Genomic DNA, 19,959 nt, shown 5'->3' with positions numbered 1-19,959 from the left:
CTGTTGTCGTGCACTGCGAGCCGTAGACACAGGAGGAAGGTTACGCGCCCCATTGCGGTGTGCCTGCGCACCGTTGCCGGTGGAAGGCGCTATCGTCCGAGGCGTGTCGAGCGTACGAAAGTGTTCGCGGACGGGGTGCCTGCAACCCGCGGTCGCCACGCTGACCTACGCCTACAGCGATTCGACCGCGGTGGTCGGTCCCCTCGCGACGGCGTCCGAGCCGCATTCCTACGACCTGTGCGAAGAGCACGCGCTCCGGCTGACCGTGCCCAAGGGCTGGGAGGTCGTGCGGCACGAGGGCGCTTTCGCGGCTCCGGACCGCTCCGACGACGAGCTCACCGCGCTCGCCGAAGCCGTCCGCGAGGCGGGCCGGACGGACCGCGCCGCCGCTCCGCCGGAGCCGGACGGGCCGTCCGGGCGGCGCGGGCACCTGCGGGTGCTGCCGGATCCGATCTCATAGCCGACCCCGGTACGCTTTCCGGCATCGATAGCTGTCGAGGAAGTCGGGGAGAGGCACGTGTCAGACCTGTCGGGCATCGTGAAGGCCTATGACATCCGGGGTGTGGTCGGCGAACAGCTGGACGCCGCGCTCGTCCGCGATTTCGGGGCCGCGTTCGCGCTGCTGATCAAGCCGGAGTCCCCGTCGGTGGTGATCGGCCACGACATGCGCGAATCCTCGCCCGGACTGGCCGAAGCGTTCGCCGAGGGCGTGACCTCGCAGGGCCTCGACGTGGTGTCCATCGGCCTCGCCAGCACCGACCAGCTCTACTTCGCCTCCGGCTCGCTGAACCTGCCCGGCGCGATGTTCACGGCCAGCCACAACCCGGCCAAGTACAACGGCATCAAGATGTGCCGCGCCGGAGCCGCCCCCGTCGGCCAGGACTCCGGCCTCGCCGAAATCCGCGACACCGTCGAGCAGGGCGTGCCCGCCTTCGAGGGGCAGGCCGGCTCGGTGAGTCACCGCGACGTGCTCGCCGACTACGCGGCGTACCTGCGCGACCTGGTCGACCTGTCCGGCATCCGCAGGCTGAAGATCGTGGTCGACGCGGGCAACGGCATGGGCGGGCACACGGTGCCGACGGTGTTCGACGGCCTGCCGATCGACCTCGTGCCGATGTACTTCGAGCTCGACGGCAGCTTCCCCAACCACGAGGCCAACCCGCTGGACCCCAAGAACCTGGTGGACCTGCAGGCGAAGGTGCGCGAAGTGGGCGCGGACGCGGGCCTGGCCTTCGACGGCGACGCCGACCGCTGCTTCGTCGTGGACGAGAACGGTGACCCGGTGTCCCCGAGCGCGATCACCGCGCTGGTCGCCACCCGCGAGCTGGCCAAGGAGCCGGGCGCCACGATCATCCACAACCTGATCACCTCGCACGCGGTGCCGGAGATCGTGACCGAGCGCGGCGGCAAGCCGGTGCGCACCCGCGTCGGGCACTCGTTCATCAAGGAGGAGATGGCCCGCACCGGCGCGATCTTCGGTGGCGAGCACTCCGCGCACTACTACTTCCGCGACTTCTGGCGCGCGGACACCGGAATGCTGGCCGCGCTGCACGTGCTGGCCGCGCTCGGCGAGCAGGACGGTCCGCTGTCCGCGCTCACCGCCGAGTTCAAGCGCTACGCCGCGTCGGGCGAGGTCAACTCCACGGTCGACGACCAGGTGGCCAGGCAGATGGCGGTCAAGGACGCGTTCGGCAAGCGCACCGGCGTCACCGTCGACGAGCTGGACGGGCTCACCGTGGAGCTGGGCGACGGCTCCTGGTTCAACCTGCGCCCGTCCAACACCGAACCGCTGCTGCGGCTCAACGTCGAAGCGCCGACCGACGAAGCGGTGCGCGCGCTGACCGAGGAAGTGCTGGCGATCGTCCGTGGTTGACAACCAGACGGCGTGGTAAGGAGAAAGCATGGCCCTCGCGCTTGATGCTCAGCTGCTGGAGATTCTCGCGTGCCCGTCACCCGACCACGCCCCGCTGCGTCCCGGCACCCCGGCCGATCCGGAGGCCGAGGCGTTGACGTGCACCTTCTGCGGGCGCAGTTTCCCGGTGCGGGACGGCATCCCGGTACTGCTGCTCGACGAGGCGACGGGGCCGGACTCCGGTGACACCAGCGGTGCTTGACGACACCCTGCTCGACGATCCGGCGCGGCTCGCGGAGGCGGATACGTCCGGTCTCCTGCGCGCCGCGGCGATGGCCGGTGCGCAGGTCCGGTCCACCACCGAGATCGCGGCCGAGATCGAACTCGCCGACCGGCTCGACCTCGGCCGCCCGCGTGCGCTGGTGCTGGTCGTGCGGCCGGGCGTCGGCCGCGCACTGACCAAGCTGCTCGCCGCGTTGCTGATGCCGTCTTGCCCGGTGCCGGTCGTGGTCACCGACGCGGTGCCGAGCTGGATCGGCGCGCTGGACGTGGTGTTCGCGCACACCGACGACCCGGCCGACCGGGAGCTGGCCGCGGGCATCGAGCGCGCGAGCCGCTACGGCGCGACGGTCGTGCTCTCGGGTCCGCAGGAGGGCCCGGTCGCGGCTTCCATCGCGGGCAAGGGGCTTTTGCTCGCGCCGCGGATCCCGGTCCCGCCGGAGCTGACGTTCGCGAGGGGGCTCGCCGCGGGGCTGGCCACCGCGAACGCGCTCGGCGTGCTGGTGGCCGACGTGGAGGCGCTGGCGGACCAGCTCGACGCGGAGGCCGAACGCGGGCATCTCGGGCGCGACTCGTTCTCGAACCCGGCGAAAGCGCTCGCGCTGCGCCTCGCGGACCGTGTGCCGATGTTGTGGGGCCTCGATCCCGCGGCCGTTGCGGTCGCGGAGCACGCGGCGTACGCGCTGGGTGCTTACGCGGGCACGGTTTGCGACGCCGCCGACTACCGGCAGGCGCTGGCGCGGCCCGCGCTGCATCGCGCCGCCGTGGCGGGTTCCGGCGAGCAGGACATCTTCGCCGACCCGGAATTCGACGAGCAGGGCCTTCGACCACGAGTTCTGCTGCTCGCGCTGCACACCGGGCCGACCGCGGACGCGGCCCGATACGAGGCCTCGAATACCCTTCCGGGTGCGGGGCTCATCGCCCCGGGCGACGAGATCGTCGGTGACGAGCCTGTTCGTGCCGGGGTGCTCGCGCTACGGTTCGAGCTGGCGGCGGTCTACCTCGGACTCGCGGCCGGCAGCCTGGGGGGAGCCGGTCAGTACGCGCCCGCTACCGCGTGAAACCGGCTGAAGACGGAAAGCGCCCTGGGAACGGGTGCCCAAGGAGTTGAGAACACAGTGGAGCTGCTTCGCAATGCCGTGCGGCCCTACGCGTGGGGGTCCAGAACCACCATCCCGGCACTGCAGGGCCGGGAGGTGCCTGCCCCGCATCCGGAAGCCGAACTCTGGATGGGCGCGCACCCGGGAGACCCGTCGCGGATCCTCGGTGCCGACGGCGTCGAGCGCACGCTGCTCGAACTCCTCGAAGGCGATCCGATCGGCCACCTCGGCGAGGAAACCGCCCAGCGGTGGAACAACCGGCTTCCGTTCCTGCTGAAGATCCTCGCGGTCGAGGAGCCGTTGTCCATGCAGGCGCACCCTTCGGCCGAGCAGTCGGCGGAGGGTCACGCGCGCGAGGAAGCGGCCGGCATCCCGCGTGACGCGTCGAACCGGAACTATCCGGACCCGACCGCGAAGCCGGAGCTGGTCTGCGCGCTCACCGAATTCCACGCGTTGGCGGGTTTCCGTGACCCGGCGCAGACGGTGAAGTTGTTGCGCGCCGTGGAAACTCCCGGTCTGGCGAAGTACACCGAACTGCTCGCCGCGCAGCCGGATTCCGATGGCATGCGCGCGCTGTTCACCACCTGGATCACGCTGCCGCAGGCCAGCCTCGACGAGCTGCTGCCGGAGGTGCTCGACGCGTGCGTGCTGCACGTGAAGGAGCACGGCGAGTTCGACGCCGAATGCCGGACCGTGCTGGAACTGGGCGAGGCGCATCCGCGGGACGCGGGCGTGCTGGCCGCATTGCTGCTGAACAGGTTGACGCTGAGCGCGGGCGAGGCGATCTACCTGCCCGCCGGGAACCTGCACCTGTACCTGCACGGCACGGCCGTGGAGATCCTCGCGAACTCGGACAACATCCTGCGCTGCGGGCTGACCCCGAAGCACGTGGACGTGCCCGAGTTGCTGCGCGTGGTCGACTTCGAGTGCTGCGACATGCCGATCCTCACCGGCGAGCCGAGCGAGTGCGGCGCGGTGTACCACACCGACGCGCCGGAGTTCGAGCTTTCGCGGTGCGAGTGGGAGGCCGGGGAGGACCACGAGTTGCTGGTGCGGCCCGGGTCGCCGCAGATCCTGCTGTGCACCGCGGGCGAGCTGCTCGTGCGCGCCGAGGACGGCAAGGAACTGACCCTGGGCCGCGGCGAGTCGATGTGGCTTCCGGCGTCCGACCCGGCGGTGCGGGTGCGTCCGCTGGGTGCCGGGCGGACGCAGCTTTTCCGCGCCACGTCGGGAAAGTAACCCTCTTTCGTCAGGCGCCCAGTATGTCGTAGCCCGTTCGCAGGTCGGCGTGGTTGCGGCGCAGGCGCAGGTACACGGCGAGCCGGTCCATGATCAGTTCGGCGTCGCGGCGCCAGCCGAGCGCGGTGATCGACGCGACGGCGCTGAGCAGGTTCGCGCGTTCGGTTTCGAACCACACGCGGGGATCGGCGAGCAGCTTCGCCACGAAGTCCGCGGGCAACGGCTGCGGCGGAAGCTCCACCGCGGGCAGGTGCTCGCCGCCGGGAAGCAGGCGGGCCGCGGCGTCGGACAGGTTCAGCGCGGCGTCCACGAGACCCCGCACGGAAGCCACTCGCTCGTCGCGGGAGTCCGCCTCCACGCCGGCTTCGGTCGCGAACACGCGCACCATGTCGTGCAGCCGGTACCGGGGCTCGCCGGTCGCGTCGGCGCCGTTGGGCACCAGCAGGCCAGCCTCGACCAGCTCTTCCACCGTGCGGTCCGCGTCCGGCTGGTTGATGAGCGCGGCGACCGCCCAGCCGGGCTGGTTTTCGTTGCGGCACCGGGCGATCGCGCGCAAACCGCGTTGCGCCTCCTGGCCCAGCGCCTGGTAGCTCAACGCGATGCTGCCCCGCAGTTGCAGGTCGCTCACGGTCAGTTCGTCGAGCCGCCGCAACACGTCCTCGAGTTTGTCCGCGAGCGCGGCGAGCGGGAGGTTCGGCCGCAGCGCGAGCCGAGTGCCCGCGATGCGCAGCGCCAGCGGGAGGTTGCCGCAGGCAGCGGCTATCCGCGCGGCCGATTTCCGTTCGGTGGCAACACGTTCCGGGCCCGCGATGCGGGCGAGCAGTTCCCCCGCTTCGTCGTCGCTGAGCGGCCCCAGCTCGAACCGGCGTGCGCCTTCCAACGCGCTGAGCCGCCGCCTGCTGGTGACCAGCACGGCTGAGCCGGGCGTGCCGGGCAGTAGCGCGCGTACGTGCGCCGGGTCGGCCGCGTCGTCGAGTACGACGAGCACCCGCCTGTCGGTGAGTTGCCCGCGATACGCCGACGCGCGAGCCCGCACGTCGTCCGGGATCGCCGAGCCGCTCACCCCGAGCGCGCGCAGTACGTCGTTGAGCAGAGCCCCGACGTCGCGCGGCGCGGCCGTTCCCGTCAACGGGATGAACAGCTGCCCATCCGGGAACTCGTTGCGCAGCTTGTGCGCGACCTTCGTGGCCAGCGTCGACTTGCCCGCGCCCGGCTCGCCGTTGAGCACCACCAGTGGCATCCCGGGACCGGTGAGCAGCCCGGCCAGTTCGTCGATTTCCTTGTCACGGCCGGAAAAATCGAGGAGGTCGGACGGCAGCTGGCAGATCGGCCACGGCGTGGGCGGCGTCAGCTCTTCGCTCCGCAACACTGTCGCCTGCGCACGCCGGAGCACCCCGCTCGGCTCGACACCGAGCTCTTCCACGAGACGCCCGCGCGTGCGCTGGTAGACCTCCAGCGCTTCGGCCTGCCGCCCGGCGCCCTGCAACGCGAGCATCAACTGCGCCGCAGTCCTTTCTCGCAAAGGGTTTTCCGCGAGGAGCGCGGTCAGCTCGCCGACGAGTTCGGTGTGCTTGCCCGAAGCCAGTTCGGCGTCGATGCAGTCCTCCAGCACCGCGAGGTGCTCCGCCTCCAGGCCTCGCGCTTCGGTGTCCAGCGGCGGCACGTGCAGATCGATGAGCGGGTTGCCGCGCCACTGGCGCAGGGCGCGGCGCAGGTGTTCCGCCGCGCGGACGTGATCGCCCTGCGCGGCCGCCTTCCTGCCTTCGGCCGCTTCGGCGCGGAACACCAGCAGGTCGAGATCCCGCGGATTCACGCGAATGCGGTAAGCGTTGCCGGTGTGGTCGATCGCCGCGCCGTCGAGCCGGCGGCGGAGCCGCTGGACGTAGGTGTGCAGGTTGGAGGCGTAGGACTTCGGCGGTTCGCCGACCCACAAGGCGTCCACCAGCTGCGGCACCGGCACGTCCTGGTTGGCGCGGAAGAGCAGCATCGCCAGCAACGAGCGCTGCCGCTCGCCGCGCAGGCGCAGATCGCCGTCGTCGACCCGGAGCGGGCCCAGCACACCGAACTTGGCCATCATCGACTCCCTACCGCTGGATGGAGGCTTCGACGGTCAGCGGCGCTTCCTGGTTTCGGTGGGCTCGATCACGCGGCTGCGGATGTGTTCGTAGACCACGCTCGTGCGCACATCGGCCACCTCCGGGCGCTGGGTGAGGCGGTCGATGACGAACGCGTACAGCGCGTCGTTGTCCGGCACGGCGACGTGCACCAGGAAGTCCTCGCCGCCGGACACCACGAACACGCCCACCGTTTCCGGCAGCAGCGCGACCCATTCGCGGAAGGCCTCGATCACCTGCCGCTTCGGCGGATGTACGCGCAGGGCGATCAGCGCCTGCACGGGTCGGCCGATCTCGGCCAGGTCCACGTCGAGCAGGAAGCCGCGGATCACGCCGCGCTCCCGCAGCCCGCGCACGCGCTCGAGCGAGGTGGACGGCGAAACCCCGGTGGCGGCGGCGAGTTCGCGGTTGGTGCGCCGACCGTCGCGCTGCAATTCCCGCAGGAGTGCCTTATCAAGTTCGTCGAGCTCGGCCATGACCCGCCTTCCGTCGAACTAAATTCGGAGTTGGTGGCAGGTCAGGATATCTAGTCCTAGCTTTGGGCGCTGTGAGTACAGAACATCAGGAGATGAACGCGGTTCTCGCCGCAGACATCCAGGCCGGGGCGAGCACGCGGTCGGCGAAGCTCAAATGGGTCATCGTCGCGGACCCGTCGCGGGGCCCCGGCCTGGTCGCGAACGCCACGGCCTGCCTCGGTGCGGCGGCCGCGGCGGTCTTGCCGGACTTGATCGGCGGCGAGGTGGAGGACGCGTCCGGCCACGTGCACGCGGGCCTGCCGTGGAGCGGCTGCTCGATCTTGGCCGCGGACGCCGGAAAACTGCACGAGATCCGGGCGAAGGCCGCGACGAAGGAGGGCGTGTTCATCGCGGACATGACCAAGCACGCGCAGGCGAGCCGGTCGTACGAGGAGTACCGCGCGGGCCTCGGCGAAACCGGCGAAGGCGACCTGGAGTACTACGCCATCGGGCTGATCGGACCGCGCAACAAGATCGCCAAACTGGTCGGGGGCCTGCCCTTGCTGAGCTGAGTCCCACGTAGGCTCATCCCGACAAATCGGGAGACCTTCGAGGGGGTCAGTGTGTCGGCAAGCGGTGGCACCAAGGCGATCGTCGCGGCGCTGGGCGCGAACGCCGGGATCGCGGTGGCGAAGTTCGTCGGATTCCTGTTCACCGGTTCGTCCTCGATGCTCGCCGAGTCGGTGCACTCGCTCGCCGACACGTCGAACCAGGGTCTGCTGCTGCTCGGCCAGAAGACGTCGCGGCGCCGGGCCACGCGCGAGCACCCGTTCGGCTTCGGCCGGGATCGCTACTTCTACTCGTTCGTCGTCGCGCTGATGCTGTTCACGCTCGGCTCGGTTTTCGCGCTGTACGAAGGGATCCACAAGGTCGAGCACCCCGAGCCGCTGACCGCGCCGCTGGTCGCGGTGGTCATCCTGGTGGTCGCGATCTGCCTCGAGGGCTACAGCTTCTTCACGGCGATGGGCGAGTCCCGCAAGATCAAGGGTGACGTCTCCTGGTGGGGCTTCATCCGCCAGTCCCGCACGCCGGAGCTGCCGGTGGTGCTGCTGGAGGACACCGGCGCGCTGCTCGGCCTCGTGTTCGCGCTGCTCGGCGTGGGGCTGTCGGAGCTGACCGGCGACCCGGTGTGGGACGGCATCGGCACCATCATGATCGGCGCGCTGCTCGGGGTCATCGCGATCATCCTCATCGTGGAGATGAAGAGCCTCCTGATCGGCGAGGGCGCCACCGACGGCGAGCTGGACACGATCGTCGCCGAGCTGACCGGTGGTCACGTGGAGCGGGTGATCCACATCCGCACCCAGTACCTCGGCCCGGAGGAACTGCTGGTCGCGGCGAAACTGGCGCTCACGCCCAATCTCGACGTCGCCAAGGTCGCGACCGCCATCGACGAGGCGGAGGCGAAGGTACGCGCGAAGGTGCCCACCGCGAGGCTGATCTACCTGGAGCCCGATCTGGACCGCAGCACCGTGGGTTGACGAGCGGTCCGACTTATGCCGCCGTCGCGAATCCGACCTAAAGAAGGCCAAAACCGACCAACCGGAGGCGGCCTACGTTTGCTGGATGGCCGTGACTGCCGGTCGGATTCGTGACTTTCGATACAGTAGGGTGATTTTCCAACTCTGCGATCCAGATGTGGAAAAGGAGCGAGCACCTTGCCGGGAAACGGTCTGTGGCGGACGAAATCCATCGATCAGTCCATTAAGGACACCGACGAACCGGAAACCAGGCTGAGGCGCAACCTCAGCACCTGGGACCTGACGGTGTTCGGGGTCGCGGTCGTGATCGGCGCGGGCATCTTCACGTTGACCGCTCGTACGGCCGGTGACTACGCGGGCCCGTCGGTCTCCGTGGCCTTCGTGCTCGCCGCCATCGCCTGCGGGCTCGCCGCGCTCTGCTACGCGGAATTCGCCTCGACGGTCCCCGTCGCGGGGAGCGCTTACACGTTCTCCTACGCCACCTTCGGCGAGTTCATGGCCTGGATCATCGGCTGGGACCTGGTGCTGGAGCTGGCCGTCGGTGCGGCCGCGGTGGCCAAGGGCTGGTCGGTGTACCTGGAAACGGTGCTCGGCTACATCTTCGGCGACGGCGCGAAGAGCACGTTCGACATCGGCGGCCTGACCGTCGACTGGGGCGCGCTGGTGCTGGTCGTCGTGCTGGCCACGCTGCTCGCGCTGGGCACGAAGCTGTCCTCCCGGTTTTCCATGGTGATCACCGGGATCAAGGTCGCGATCGTGCTGTTCGTGATCATCCTCGGCATCTTCTACATCAAGGGCGCCAACTACCACCCGTTCGTCCCGCCGAACGCCGGCAGCAGTTCCGGCGAGACCGGCGTGAACCAGTCGCTGTTCTCCCTGATCGCGGGCGGGGGCAGCAGTTCGTTCGGCGCGTTCGGGCTGCTCGCCGGCGCTTCGCTGGTGTTCTTCGCCTTCATCGGGTTCGACGTCGTCGCCACCACGGCGGAGGAGACGAAGAACCCGCAGCGTTCGGTGCCGCGCGGGATCTTCGGCTCGCTCGCCATCGTGACCGTGCTGTACGTGGCGGTCTCGCTGGTGGTCGTGGGCATGGTGTCGTACAAGGACCTCGCCACGTCGGCCGGCGACGGCAGCCACAAGACTCTCGCCACGGCGTTCTCCGTCAACGGCGTCGACTGGGCGGCGAACGTCATCTCCTTCGGCGCGCTCGCCGGGCTGACCACCGTGGTCATGGTGCTGATGCTGGGCCAGGTGCGCGTGCTGTTCGCGATGTCGCGTGACGGCCTGCTGCCGCGCAAGCTCGCGCACACCGGCAAGCGCGGCACCCCGGCCAGGGCGACGATCCTGGTCGGCCTGCTCGTCGCGATCGCCGCCACGTTCTTCCCGGCCGACAAGCTGGAGGAAATGGTCAACGTCGGCACGCTGTTCGCGTTCGTGCTGGTCTCGGCGGGCGTGCTGATCCTGCGCCGGACGCATCCGGACCTGCCGCGCTCGTTCCGCGTGCCGTGGGTGCCGGTCGTGCCGATCCTCGCGATCGTGGCCTGCCTGTGGCTGATGCTGAACCTGACCGTGCTGACGTGGCTGCGGTTCGTCGTCTGGATGGTCGTCGGCGTGATCGTCTACTTCGCTTACAGCCGAAGGCATTCACTGCTCGGCAAGCGCAACGCCGAGGCGACGGCCGGGGAAGTCAGCGAGCGAAGTTGAGGTTGAAGCGGGGCAGGTCCGGGAAGAGCGGGACCTGTTCCCCGAACGGACGCGACGGCCTGCCGGGGATCTCCAGCCCGGCGGCCATCGCGACCGCCCGGTCCCATTCCGGATCCACCTCGTAGTCGTTGTGCCCCAGCACTCCCGCGGCCCAGCGGCGGCTGGCGGGGGTGCTCGGGATCGGGTCCGGCAGCCAGTGGTCACCGCCGAGGACGAGCGCCCCGGTGGGCCCCGGCTGCGCCGCGTCGAGCGGGCCGGTCTTGCCGTCTTCGCGGAAGCCGTCGCCGACCAGTTTCCCGTCCACCACCTGCTGCCGCCACGTCGTCACGCCGCCGCCGAAGATGTCCGTGCCGCGGGCGAGGCCGCGCCAGCGCCCGCTCAGTTCCCCATACAGCGCACCGAGTGACTCGTGTGGCAGCACGGCCGGGAAGGCGCGCTGGTAACCCCACTGCAGGGGCGATCCCGCGGTGAGCAGGCCGACCCGCTCCCGCTGGTCCTCGTTCAGCCCGTGCATCAACCGCGCTGTCGCGATCACCGCCAGCAGGCTCCCGGTGTTGTGCCCGGCGAGCACCACCCGCGTGTTCGGCTCCGCGAGGTGTTCCTTCGCGCGCGCGGCCAGCTCGGGCACCACCTTCAGCGCATAGCACGGCGGAATCGCGGGATGCGCCGCGCGCGGCCAGAAGCACACGAGGTCGGCCAGCGCGCCGAGATGCCTGTTGCGGCCCGGGTTCCGCGCCGCTGTGTAGACCACCCGCAGCAGCCCGAGCGCGAGCGCGCCGAGCGCGACGACCCCGAGCGCCGAGAACGGGTCCAGCCAGCTTGGCAGCGTGCGGAAACCGAAGCGTGCCACCAGCAACGCCGCCGCGCAGACCGACATGCCCGCCACCACGCCGAAAGCCAGGTGGTGCAGGTGCCGGCGCTCCCAGGACGAGCGTGCCCACGCGGCGGCGGCGAGCTTCTCGTCCTTCTCCTGCAGCAGCCGCACGACTTCCGGGATCCCGCGACGGAACCGCCGCATCGGCACGCCGACCGCGAACCCGAGCAGGCCGAGTACCGCGGCCAGCACCAGCCCGGCGCCCCACAGCATCGTCACCGGGGTGTAGCTGTCCGGCAGTTGCAGCTGGCTCGCCCCGGCCAGCTTGCGCAGCGCGATCGCCAGCCCGGCGCCGAACCCGCCGCCGAGCAGGCTCGCCAAGACCAGCACGGGGGCGGCCGCCCAGCCGCCGAACCACGGGCGCAGCCGCTTCGGCAGCGAGCTCCAGGTGCGCCGCGCCAGCAGCGCCGCCGGGATGAGCAACAACGCGAACAGCACTGTCACGATCAACAGCGCGGCGGCGAGGGCTTCGACGGTGGAATTCGCCCCCGAGGGCGAGTTCGCCCGGAACGGGATCACGGAGATCATCACGAGTACCGCGAACACCAGCACGCTGCGCTGGGCCCACCGGTGCAGCTCCCGGACGCCCGCGCCCGCCGTCACCAGCGCCGCCAGCACGAGCGCGAGCGCGCAGATCCAGATGATCAGCTGCGGCAGCGCGTCCGGCGCGCGGAAGGGCCCGCCGAGCGCGAACACCGACACCGTGCCGAGCGCCGCGACCGTGTGCAGATGGCGCAACACCGGCGAGTCCGTGCCGCCGCGCACCGTGTCGCCGGGCAGATCCCCGCGCCGGGGTTTGACGTCCTTCGACCGGACTGTCCAGTTCGTGCCGGACACCCCGTGCAGCACGAGAAGCACCACCGCCACCGGCACCAGGCCGACGGCTGTGCGCAGCCACACCGGATCGCGCCACGAGTCCGGCACCACCGTCAGGCAGCGGGCGCCCGGCGCGAGGCACTGCGCCGCGAACAGGTCCAGCGCGATCACCGACAGCTGCCCGACCAGCAGCATCGTCAGCAGCAGCGCGCCGACGCGCAGCAGACTCCGGCACAGCCCGCCGAGCGCGCCCGCAGCCCGGCTGCCGTCCGGCACGGGCGGCAACATCCAGTGCGCGACGTTGGCCAGCGAGAACGGGAACAGCAGCGCCCACGTCGCCTTCGCGGCTCCGCCCGAGGTCATCCCGCCCCAGAGGTAGCCCTCGAGCGTGCGCGGCACCGAGCGGCCGAGCGCCTGCAGCACCGGGCCCGGAGCGGGACGGCGCAACCGGTCTGAGGGCCGGATCACCTTCCCCACCCCGTCGCCGGCGACCTCGACCGTGCTCACCGCGTCGAGCAGGGACTCCCCGGTCGTACCGGTGAGCCCGGGCACACGCAGTTCGACGATCCTGGTCTCCGGGCCGGGGATCGGCACGTGGACGCCTCCTTTTCGAGGGTGTTCGGCGGTGAACCGACAACGGTACTGTTCAGGTGTCGCCGAATCTTGGAGGAAATGCCGATATGACCCCCGAAAGCGTTGCCAAACGGCACGACACCCGAGGCGGTGTGGAATTCGCCGTCGCGGATCTCGAGCTGGCCGACTTCGGCCGCAAGGAGATTCGGCTGGCCGAACACGAGATGCCGGGTTTGATGGCGCTTCGTCAGGAATACGCCGAGGTCTACCCGCTGCGCGGGGCACGGATTTCGGGTTCGCTGCACATGACCGTCCAGACGGCCGTGCTGATCGAGACCCTCGTCTCGCTCGGCGCCGAGGTCCGCTGGGCTTCCTGCAACATCTTCTCGACCCAGGACCACGCGGCGGCCGCGGTGGTCGTGGGCCCGCACGGCACGGCGGAGGAGCCCAAGGGCGTGCCGGTCTTCGCGTGGAAGGGCGAGTCGCTCGAGGAGTACTGGTGGTGCACCGAGCGGATGCTGACGTGGGAGGGCGCGGGCCCGAACATGATCCTCGACGACGGCGGTGACGCCACGATGCTGGTGCACCGCGGCGCCGACTACGAGAAGGCGGGCGTCGTGCCCGCACCCGAGGACGACGACCCCGACGAGTGGAAGGTCTTCCTCGGCCTGCTGCGTGAGTCGCTGAAGGATGCTCCCGGCAAGTGGACCGCCGTCGGCGACGGCATCCGCGGCGTCACCGAGGAGACCACCACCGGCGTGCTGCGGCTCTACCAGCTGGCCGCGCAGGGCAAGCTGCTGTTCCCGGCGATCAACGTCAACGACGCGGTGACGAAGTCGAAGTTCGACAACCGGTACGGCATCCGGCACTCGCTGATCGACGGCATCAACCGCGGCACCGACGTGCTCATCGGCGGCAAGGTGGCCGTGGTCTGCGGGTACGGCGACGTCGGCAAGGGCGCGGCGGAATCGCTGTCCGGGCAGGGCGCGCGCGTGATCGTCACCGAGATCGACCCGATCTGCGCGCTGCAGGCGGCGATGGACGGCTACCAGGTCAAGACGCTGGAGAACGCGCTGGGCGAGGCCGACATCGTGATCACGACGACAGGCAACAAGGACGTCGTGATGGCCGAGCACATGGCCCGGATGAAGCACCAGACGATCGTCGGCAACATCGGCCACTTCGACAACGAGATCGACATCGCCGGGCTGACCCGCTACCCCGGCGTGCGGCGCGTCAACATCAAGCCGCAGGTCGACGAGTGGACCTTCCCGGACGGTCATTCGATCATCGTGCTTTCCGAAGGACGCCTGCTGAACCTCGGCAACGCGACCGGGCACCCGTCGTTCGTGATGTCCAACAGTTTCTCCAATCAGGTCATCGCGCAGATCGAGTTGTTCACCAAACACGAGGAATACGACAAAGAGGTTTACCGGCTGCCGAAGAAACTGGACGAGAAGGTCGCGCGGATCCACCTGCAGGCATTGGGTGGCGAACTGACCAAGCTGTCCAAGGAACAGGCCGAGTACATCGACGTCGACGTCGAGGGCCCGTTCAAGCAGGACCACTACCGGTACTGAGGTAGCCGTGCGGTGGTACTTGGCTGGACAAACCTCACGGCCCGGTAGGTAGTCCGGGCGGCCAGTCCCGGGTCGGCGTGTACGAGATCCACGAGAACGGATCCGTGCGCGCCGCCCGGCACGTCTTCGGCCCGGAGCCCGGCAACGCCGAGCGGCGGCGAAACGCAAGGCCAGGGCGAGGCATCGCGGCCGGTGACCGCGGGTACGGTTCTGCCCGTGGGTCGACTGGTCGTCATCGAAGGTCTCGACGGAGCGGGCAAGCGCACGGTCTCCGCCGCGTTGACAGCGGCGCTGCACGAAGAAGGCGCGAGCGTGGCGACGCTGGCTTTCCCGCGCTACGGGCGAAGCGTGCATGCCGACTTCATCCGCGAAGCGCTGCATCGCGAGCACGGTGACCTCGGCGAATCCGTGTACGGCATGGGCCTGCTCTACGCGCTCGACAGGCGCGGCGCGCTCGACGAGCTGAACGCCGCCCTCCGCGACAACGACGTCCTCCTGCTCGACCGCTATGTCTCCTCCAACGCCGCGTACGGCGCCGCCCGGCTGCGCCAGGACGCGAACGGCGAGTTCGTGAAGTGGGTTCGCGAGCTGGAGATCGCCCGGTTCGGGTTACCGGTCCCCGACACCCAGATCCTGCTCCGGGTCAGCGCCGAGGTCGCCGCGGAGCGGGCCGAGCGGCGTGCTCAGTCCGAAGTGGACCGTGCTCGGGACGTCTTCGAAACCGATGATGATCTGCAGGTTCGCTGCGCCGCCGTCTACGACCAGCTGGCCGCCGGCTCGTGGCTGTCGGAGTGGCGAGTGGTGGACGGGACCACGATCTTCGACGCGACCGGAACGGCCCGCGCACTGGTCCATTAGGGCTAAGCTTTCCACGTCTGGTGCTCCGATCCCGGGTCGGAAGTCACGAACGGTGTCCCAAGTGCGAATATGTGGTCATGAAGGCACGTGTCTTGGTGGTCGACGACGACCCCGCGCTCGCGGAGATGCTCACCATCGTGCTGCGCGGGGAGGGGTTCGATACGGCGGTCGTCCCGGACGGTTCCCGTGCGCTGCCCGCGCTGCGGGACCTGAAACCGGATCTGGTCCTGCTGGACCTGATGCTGCCCGGGATGAACGGGATCGACGTCTGCAAGGCGATCCGGGCCGAGTCCGGCGTGCCCATCGTCATGCTGACGGCCAAGAGCGACACCGTGGACATCGTGCTCGGCCTCGAGTCGGGCGCGGACGACTACGTGGTCAAACCGTTCAAGCCCAAGGAGCTCGTCGCGCGGGTCCGCGCGCGGCTGCGCCGGACGGAGGCCGAGCCGGCGGAGTCGCTGGCGATCGGCGACCTCACCATCGACGTGCCGGGGCACGAGGTGACCAGGGAGGGCAAGGCCATCCCGCTCACCCCGCTCGAGTTCGACCTGCTCGTCGCGCTCGCCCGCAAACCGCGCCAGGTGTTCACCCGCGAGGTGCTCTTGGAGCAGGTCTGGGGCTACCGGCACGCGGCCGACACCCGGCTGGTCAACGTGCACGTCCAGCGGCTGCGGTCGAAGGTCGAGAAGGACCCGGAGCACCCGGAGGTCGTGCTGACCGTCCGCGGCGTGGGGTACAAGGCCGGACCGCCGTAATACCGCGATGAAGCAGAAGATCCTCGCCTCCGCCACCCGGGTGCTGCGGCTCGCCGGCCGCGTCGGCGCCTACGGTCGCGGGCGGGTGACGGCGTTCGGCGTGCTGTGGCGCCGTTCGCTGCAGTTCCGGGTGACGGTGTCCACGCTGGCGCTGTCCTCGGCGGTCGCGTTCGTGCTGGGCATGGTGTTGCAGAACCAGATCATCACCCGGCTCACCGACACCAAGCGCGAGGCGGCGATCTCGCAGACCCTGCAGGTGGTGTCCACCGCGGAGAACGAGCTGGTCGGGCTCAGCGACCAGGACGCGCTGCCGGACCGGCTGCAGAACGTGCTGAAGAAGATCACCAGCTCCTCGTCCGACGACCAGGGCTCGGGGGCTTCGGCGGCGGGCGCGTTCGAGCCGGTGCTGACCGCGGGCGGGACCAGCTCGACGGACTCCGCGGGCCCGATTTCCAAGGTGCCGGAAGGACTTCAGCGGTTCACCGAGGCCAACGAGGTCGCCTACCAGACGCATACGGTCGACGACGGCGGCACCCGCACGACGTACCTGATCATCGGCGCACCGGTCACCAGCACCGGCCGCCCGATCCAGCTGTACCTGCTGTTCCCGATGACGGCGGAGCAGAACACCGTGTCGACGGTGCAGAACACGCTGCTCGTCGGTGGTCTGGTCCTGCTGGTGCTGCTGGCCGGGATCAGCAACCTCGTGACGCGCCAGGTGGTCCGGCCGGTGCGCTCGGCCGCGGCGGCCGCCGCGCGGTTCGTCGGCGGTGAGCTGGACGAGCGGCTGCCGGTGACGGGCGAGGACGACCTGTCCCGGCTTGCCTTGTCCTACAACGAAATGGCGGCCAGTATTCAGCGCCAGATCCGCCAGCTGGAGGAGTTCGGCACGTTGCAGCGCCGGTTCACCTCCGACGTCTCGCACGAGCTGCGCACCCCGCTGACCACGGTCCGGATGGCGGCCGACGTGCTGCACGCTTCGCGCGAGCAGTTCCCGGCCGGGCTCGCGCGCTCCACCGAGCTGCTGGTGGACGAGCTCGACCGGTTCGAGGCGCTGCTCGGTGACCTGCTGGAGATCAGCAGGCTGGACGCCGGTGTCGAGGAGCTCTCCGCCGAGCAGATCGACGTCGCCCCGATCGCGCGTCGGGCCGCCGAGCAGGTGCGCGTCATCGCGAACACCGCCGGCAGCGACATCGAACTGGAGTTGCCGGACGGGGAGACCACGGCGGAGATCGACGCGCGCCGGGTCGAGCGGATCCTGCGCAACCTGCTGGCGAACGCGGTGGACCACAGCGAGGGCAGGCCCGTGCGGCTGACCATGCGCGCGGACGAGCACGCCGTCGCGATCACCGTGCGGGACTATGGCGTCGGGCTGCGGCCGGGCGAAGCGGATTTGGTGTTCAACAGGTTCTGGCGTGCGGACCCGTCGCGCAACCGGCGCACCGGCGGCACCGGACTCGGGCTCGCGATCAGCCACGAGGACGCGCGGCTGCACGGCGGTCAGCTCGATGCGTGGGGCGCGCCCGGCTACGGCGCCTGCTTCCGGCTTACGTTGCCGCGGCGGCAGGGCGAGCCTTTCGACGAGAGCCCGCTGCCGCTGGCGCCGCCGGACGGGGCGGCCGCGAACGGGCAGGCCAGTATCGGCTCGGGAGTCGACTACAGCGGGGCCATCGTGTCCGAGCTGCGTAGGGAGGATGTCGGATGAAGGGCGCGCGGCGGTTGTTCGCGGCGCTGGCCGGGGTGGTGCTCGTGGCCGGGTGCGCGGCCGTGCCGGAGGAGTCGCAGCCGGTCGCGGTCCAGCAGCAGGAACTGGGCCAGGCCTCCAATCCCGACGTCCAGCAGCCCGCCCGCGACCTCGACGCGCTGACCGTGGCGCGCGACTTCGTCCGCGCGAACGCGCAGCCGATCAGCAACAACGCCGCCGCCCGCACCTATCTCGACGACAACGCGGCCAAGGCCTGGCAGCCCGGCAAGGTCATGAACGTCATCGACGACCAGTTCAACACCGTGTACGCCGCGGGCGCGGACGTGCCGGCGAACCCGAACGAAGTGGTCGTGGTGGTGCGGGGGACCAACATCGGGATGCTGAACCCGGACAGCTCGTTCCTGCCTTCGCGCAGCCCTTACGAGCTGCGGTTGCTGGTGCGCAAACAGTCCGACGGGCAGTGGCGGATCAGCAACCCGCCCGCCGACATCGTGATGCCCTACAGCGATTTCACCGCCAACTACGTGCAGGTGCCGGTGCAGTTCTTCGCGCAGGACTCCAACACCACGGTGCCCGATCTCCGTTATGTGGCAGCGAAACCGCAGACGGGCCTGCCCGCGCGGGTGATCTCGCTGCTGCTGTCCGGGCCGTCTGACCAGCTCGTCGGCGCCGTGCGCAACCCGCTGCCGGAGGACGCCAACGTCGAAGGCAACGTCACCACCACGCCGGACGGGGCGCTGCTCGTCCCGTTGACCGGGGTCGGTGACCAGACGCCGGAGGTCAAGAAGCTGATCGCGGCGCAGATAGTGCTGTCCCTGCAGGCGGTGACCACGAACAGAGTGCGCCTGCTCTCCGATGGCGCGCCGCTCGTGGACGGGCACGAGGACTGGTACTACACCGACGTTCCTTCGTACTCTTCGCAGGCTTCGCCCGGCGCGGATTTGCCCGGGCTGATGACGGTGAACGGCCGGATCCGTTCACTGGCGGACGGGGCGGCGATCGCCGGGCCTGCGGGCGCAGGCGTGTACCAGGTGGTCAGCGCGGCGCAGTCGATCGACGGCAGGCAGCTGGCCATCGTGGAGAACGCCGATGGCAGGCAGCAACTGCGCGTCGGCGCGTACGGCGGCACGCCGCAACAGGTGAACCTGTTCGGCGGCACGCTGACCAGACCGACCTGGCGGCCGACGGCGACAGCGGACGGCACGGCGGGCGAAGTGTGGACAGTCGTCGACGGGCAGGCGGTCGTACGGGTGCTGCGGACGTCCGATGGCGGCTGGACCGGGCAGGCGGTGAACGCCGAGGAAGTGCTCACGGTCGGGCCGATCAGCGCGCTGCGGCTTTCGCGGGACGGAGCCCGTGCGGCGATGGTCGTCAACGGCCAGTTGCTGGTGGCTTCGGTGGTGCGGACGCAGGACTCGGTGACCCTGCGCGGGCCGCGGATCCTGCAGATGGGCTCGCTGACCGGCGTCGTGGACGTCGACTGGCTGAGCCAGGACAGCCTCGTGGCGGTCACCTCGATGCCATCGCAGCCGGTGGTGAAGGTGCCGATCGACGGGCTCCGGATGGACACCTTCAACAGCTCGAACCTGACTCCGCCGGTGTACGCGGTCACCGCGGCGCCGGGCCGTCCGATCGTCGTCGCCGACACGAGCGGCCTGTGGACGGCGTCGGACGTCGGCGAGGTCTGGCGGCCGCACACGTCGTCGGTGAGCTCGCACGTCACGCCGTTCTACCCGGGCTGACCTGCGGACGAGCGAAAACTGTCGGTGGGTGGCGGCATACTCACGGATCGTGAACCTGGGGGAGCGAGTTCTCGATCTCGTACTGCCGTCGTCCTGCGCGGGCTGCGGCGCGCACGGTGCTGCCTGCTGTTCGTTGTGCCTGACGGAGTTCGCGCGGCCGTTCCCGGTCGCCCGCGGCCCGACTGCCGACGCGGTCGCGGTGTACGCGCTCGCGAGGTACCAGGGCACGGCGCGGAAGCTCGTGCTGGCTTACAAGGAGCGCGGCAGGCGTGACCTCGCCGCCGGGCTCGGCGGCGTGCTCGGGTCCACGCTGCCGCAGGTCCCGGTGGCCCAGCCGGATGCCGAAGGCGTGTGGTGGCTGGTGCCCGCGCCTTCGCGGCGGGCGGCCTCGCGCGTCCGTGGTGGTCCGCATCTGCAGCGGCTCGCACGTGCTTGTGCGGCGCGCTTGTCGGCGGAGGGGTGTGCGGTGGCCGTCGCGCCCGCGCTGCGGCTGGCACGAGGCGCGCGTGACGCGGTTGGTCTGGACCACTCGCAGCGCGTCGCGAACCTCGCCGGGCGGGTGAGCCTCGATCCGCGCGGGCTCCCGCCGCCGGGGTCGCCCGTCGTGCTGCTCGACGACGTCATCACCACCGGCGCGACCATCGCGGCGTGCGCCCGCGTGCTCAAGGAAGGAGGGTTCCCGGTCGTCGCGGCGCTGACGTTGACCGCCACCCGTTGAGGGTTTCGCGGGGCGCCGCTTGCGGGCGGCACCTTCCCGGGCTCCCGGCGCGGCGCG

17 protein-coding genes and 1 pseudogene are annotated in these 19,959 nt (G+C 70.2%); 15 read left to right on the top strand and 3 right to left on the bottom strand.

Annotated elements, in window-relative coordinates; genetic code table 11:
• The first annotated feature begins 103 nt into the window (after positions 1–103).
• From FPZ12_RS12190 to manA, 5 genes are read left to right on the top strand one after another with little or no spacing between them, the layout of a single operon-like run.
• On the top strand, positions 104–460 hold the full coding sequence (locus FPZ12_RS12190; protein WP_144748953.1) for a DUF3499 domain-containing protein: 357 nt from the start codon (positions 104–106) through the stop codon (positions 458–460).
• 57 nt (positions 461–517) lie between these two features.
• A complete protein-coding gene (locus FPZ12_RS12185; RefSeq protein WP_144748952.1) occupies positions 518–1,873 on the top strand; it encodes a phosphomannomutase/phosphoglucomutase in 1,356 nt (451 codons plus the stop codon).
• 28 nt (positions 1,874–1,901) lie between these two features.
• Positions 1,902–2,114, top strand: coding sequence for a Trm112 family protein (locus tag FPZ12_RS12180; RefSeq protein WP_144748951.1), 213 nt, complete (start codon positions 1,902–1,904; stop codon positions 2,112–2,114).
• A complete protein-coding gene (locus FPZ12_RS12175; RefSeq protein WP_144748950.1) occupies positions 2,107–3,192 on the top strand; it encodes a hypothetical protein in 1,086 nt (361 codons plus the stop codon). Before FPZ12_RS12180 ends, FPZ12_RS12175 begins: the two co-directional genes overlap by 8 nt.
• Positions 3,193–3,249: 57 nt before the next feature.
• The gene (gene manA / locus FPZ12_RS12170) at positions 3,250–4,470 is read left to right on the top strand and encodes a mannose-6-phosphate isomerase, class I (RefSeq protein ID WP_144748949.1); all 1,221 of its coding nucleotides are present in this window, start codon (positions 3,250–3,252) and stop codon (positions 4,468–4,470) included.
• 10 nt (positions 4,471–4,480) lie between these two features.
• Here the strand turns inward: manA and FPZ12_RS12165 are convergent, their stop codons facing one another.
• Both FPZ12_RS12165 and FPZ12_RS12160 read right to left on the bottom strand, forming a co-directional pair.
• Positions 4,481–6,544 (bottom strand): AfsR/SARP family transcriptional regulator, encoded by a 2,064-nt coding sequence (locus FPZ12_RS12165; RefSeq protein WP_166462702.1) that lies wholly within the window; start codon positions 6,542–6,544, stop codon positions 4,481–4,483.
• A gap of 36 nt (positions 6,545–6,580) precedes the next feature.
• Positions 6,581–7,060 carry an Lrp/AsnC family transcriptional regulator gene (locus FPZ12_RS12160; protein WP_144748947.1) on the bottom strand — a complete coding sequence of 160 codons (480 nt, stop codon included), beginning with the start codon at positions 7,058–7,060 and terminating at the stop codon, positions 6,581–6,583.
• Between the two features lie 71 nt (positions 7,061–7,131).
• Between FPZ12_RS12160 and FPZ12_RS12155 the strand changes: the two genes are divergently transcribed.
• The 3 genes from FPZ12_RS12155 to FPZ12_RS12145 all read left to right on the top strand — a co-directional run bounded on the left by FPZ12_RS12155 (position 7,132) and on the right by FPZ12_RS12145 (position 10,281).
• The gene (locus FPZ12_RS12155; RefSeq protein WP_243769804.1) at positions 7,132–7,611 is read left to right on the top strand and encodes a DUF2000 domain-containing protein; all 480 of its coding nucleotides are present in this window, start codon (positions 7,132–7,134) and stop codon (positions 7,609–7,611) included.
• A gap of 51 nt (positions 7,612–7,662) precedes the next feature.
• Positions 7,663–8,580, top strand: a complete 918-nt coding sequence (locus FPZ12_RS12150) for a cation diffusion facilitator family transporter (RefSeq protein WP_144748945.1) — start codon at positions 7,663–7,665, stop codon at positions 8,578–8,580.
• A 177-nt stretch (positions 8,581–8,757) separates the two neighbouring features.
• Positions 8,758–10,281, top strand: coding sequence for an APC family permease (locus FPZ12_RS12145; protein WP_144748944.1), 1,524 nt, complete (start codon positions 8,758–8,760; stop codon positions 10,279–10,281).
• On the opposite strand, the gene FPZ12_RS12140 is transcribed toward FPZ12_RS12145, so the two are convergent.
• Positions 10,265–12,559, bottom strand: coding sequence for a hypothetical protein (locus tag FPZ12_RS12140; protein WP_144748964.1), 2,295 nt, complete (start codon positions 12,557–12,559; stop codon positions 10,265–10,267). The genes FPZ12_RS12145 and FPZ12_RS12140 overlap by 17 nt on opposite strands.
• 92 nt (positions 12,560–12,651) lie before the next feature.
• On the opposite strand from FPZ12_RS12140, the gene ahcY reads away from it, so the two are divergent.
• From ahcY to FPZ12_RS12105, 7 genes and pseudogenes are all read left to right on the top strand, one after another.
• Complete coding sequence (gene ahcY, locus FPZ12_RS12135; RefSeq protein ID WP_144748943.1) at positions 12,652–14,124, top strand: adenosylhomocysteinase; 1,473 nt, start codon at positions 12,652–12,654, stop codon at positions 14,122–14,124.
• A 77-nt stretch (positions 14,125–14,201) separates the two neighbouring features.
• Positions 14,202–14,264, top strand: a pseudogene (locus FPZ12_RS47085) (DUF2992 family protein); the annotation flags it as partial.
• Positions 14,265–14,340: 76 nt separating this feature from the next.
• Complete coding sequence (locus tag FPZ12_RS12125; RefSeq protein WP_144748942.1) at positions 14,341–14,982, top strand: dTMP kinase; 642 nt, start codon at positions 14,341–14,343, stop codon at positions 14,980–14,982.
• 77 nt (positions 14,983–15,059) lie between these two features.
• Positions 15,060–15,737, top strand: a complete 678-nt coding sequence (mtrA, locus tag FPZ12_RS12120) for an MtrAB system response regulator MtrA (protein ID WP_144748941.1) — start codon at positions 15,060–15,062, stop codon at positions 15,735–15,737.
• Between the two features lie 7 nt (positions 15,738–15,744).
• On the top strand, positions 15,745–17,442 hold the full coding sequence (mtrB, locus tag FPZ12_RS12115; protein ID WP_150980291.1) for an MtrAB system histidine kinase MtrB: 1,698 nt from the start codon (positions 15,745–15,747) through the stop codon (positions 17,440–17,442).
• Positions 17,439–19,184 (top strand): LpqB family beta-propeller domain-containing protein, encoded by a 1,746-nt coding sequence (locus tag FPZ12_RS12110; protein ID WP_144748939.1) that lies wholly within the window; start codon positions 17,439–17,441, stop codon positions 19,182–19,184. The genes mtrB and FPZ12_RS12110 overlap by 4 nt, the downstream gene beginning before the upstream one ends.
• A 46-nt stretch (positions 19,185–19,230) precedes the next feature.
• Positions 19,231–19,902: a ComF family protein gene (locus FPZ12_RS12105; protein WP_481726103.1), complete on the top strand. Its 672-nt coding sequence runs from the start codon at positions 19,231–19,233 to the stop codon at positions 19,900–19,902.
• Positions 19,903–19,959 lie beyond the last annotated feature (57 nt).

It is taken from the genome of Amycolatopsis acidicola (assembly GCF_007713735.2).
GTDB classification, from domain to species: Bacteria; Actinomycetota; Actinomycetes; order Mycobacteriales; family Pseudonocardiaceae; genus Amycolatopsis_E; species Amycolatopsis_E acidicola.
The sequence above is the reverse complement of the archived record's forward strand: the minus strand, read 5'-3'. Positions and strand labels throughout refer to the sequence as shown.

What these genes read in the sequence shown, in the direction of transcription:
- FPZ12_RS12180 (WP_144748951.1), top strand. Translation starts at nt 1,902, where the DNA reads ATGGCCCTCGCGCTTGATGCTCAGCTGCTGGAGATTCTCGCGTGCCCG.
- FPZ12_RS12165 (WP_166462702.1), bottom strand. Translation starts at nt 6,544, where the DNA reads ATGGCCAAGTTCGGTGTGCTGGGCCCGCTCCGGGTCGACGACGGCGAT.
- FPZ12_RS12160 (WP_144748947.1), bottom strand. Translation starts at nt 7,060, where the DNA reads ATGGCCGAGCTCGACGAACTTGATAAGGCACTCCTGCGGGAATTGCAG.
- ahcY (WP_144748943.1), top strand. Translation starts at nt 12,652, where the DNA reads ATGACCCCCGAAAGCGTTGCCAAACGGCACGACACCCGAGGCGGTGTG.
- mtrA (WP_144748941.1), top strand. Translation starts at nt 15,060, where the DNA reads ATGAAGGCACGTGTCTTGGTGGTCGACGACGACCCCGCGCTCGCGGAG.
- mtrB (WP_150980291.1), top strand. Translation starts at nt 15,745, where the DNA reads ATGAAGCAGAAGATCCTCGCCTCCGCCACCCGGGTGCTGCGGCTCGCC.
- FPZ12_RS12110 (WP_144748939.1), top strand. Translation starts at nt 17,439, where the DNA reads ATGAAGGGCGCGCGGCGGTTGTTCGCGGCGCTGGCCGGGGTGGTGCTC.